Here is a 1381-nt window from a genome sequence, read left to right as displayed (position 1 = left end):
TCAGACATTTGTATTTAGTGGAAGGGATGTCTCAAAGATCTATCGCCAAACAGCTAGGAATATCACGCAATACAGTAAGGCGTTACTGCAAGGGAGAGCAAGTTCCCTGGGAGCGTAAGCCCGTAAAAAGAGCACCCAGCGTTATAACTCCCGAGGTTATTGACTTTATTAAATCATGTTTACAGGAGGATGCCCAAACTCCTAATAAACGGCAAAAGCATACCGCCCAGCGAATTTATGAGCGCTTATGTGAAGAAAAAGGCTTCACTGGTGGATGCTCTACTATTCGTAATGCCGTTAAGGAGCTAAGAGACAAAATACCTAAGGTTTATGTACCCCCGGCTTTTGAACCCGGAGAAGCCATCCAGGTAGATTGGGGACAGGCTACCATTATACTTAATGGAGTAAAAACCGAAGTCCATCTGTTTTGTATGCGACTTTGCCACAGCATAGCCCCATTTGTAATAGCTTATCCCTCCGAACGGGAGGAAACTTTTTTAGAAGCTCATGTCAAAGGATTTGAATTTTTTGGTGGAGTGAGCCGTGATCTGATCTATGACAACTTAAAAACCGCCGTAAAAGAAGGCTGGGGCAAAACAGCCCGGGAACAGGATAAATTCGCCGCCTTTCGAGCTCATTATGCTTACCGGCCAGTATTTTGCAATCCAGGTGAAGGTCATGAAAAAGGACTGGTAGAAAACCTGGTTGGTTACGCACGCCGCAACTTTTTAGTGCCAGTACCCAGGGTATCCAGCTTTGAAGAACTTAATCAATTACTGCAGCAACGCTGCCTAAAATACATAGAACACCATAAAGTTCAGGGTCGGGATATGAGTGTAAAAGAAGCTTTTGCCCTGGAACAAAAAGCTCTTCTGCCCCTTCCCCTCAAACCTTATGAAAGCTGTAAAAGTGCCGAAGTAAGAGTAGATTACTTTTCTACGGTACGTTTCGAAACCAACAGCTATTCAGTACCGGTAAAATGGGCAGGCAAGCAGGTAACCGTTAAAGCCAGTGGACTTAAGATTAATATTTACTACCGGGGAGAAAAGATTGCCAGTCACCCCCGCTGCTATAAAAAATACCAGACCATTTACCAACTAGAGCATTATATACCTCTGATAGAACAAAGACCCCGGTCAGTATTTCATGCTAAACCAGTCAAAGAGGCCCAATTACCAGAACAGATATTTACTTATGCTAAAAAGCTAAAAAACCCTGACAAAGCTATGGTTAGGCTGCTACGCCTAATAGTTGATCAGGGATTATAGCCTGTGCTAAGAGCCCTTAAAACAGCCCAGGAAAAACAGAAATACTCCCTTGATATCATAGAATTTAACCTGGCCAGGGAAAATCAGGCAATACCTCTGGCAGACAAAGGCCC

Annotated in this window: 1 protein-coding gene; it reads left to right on the top strand. The window is 43.7% G+C overall.

What is annotated here, in order from left to right; all coding sequences use genetic code 11:
- Positions 1-1268: IS21 family transposase (istA, locus tag BUB92_RS11150; RefSeq protein WP_143156965.1), on the top strand; the 1268-nt coding region annotated here is incomplete at its 5' end.
- Positions 1269-1381: the final 113 nt, after the last annotated feature.

Source organism: Thermosyntropha lipolytica DSM 11003, from assembly GCF_900129805.1.
Lineage (GTDB): Bacteria > Bacillota > Syntrophomonadia > Syntrophomonadales > Syntrophomonadaceae > Thermosyntropha > Thermosyntropha lipolytica.
This window is presented reverse-complemented; position numbering and strand designations above follow the sequence as displayed.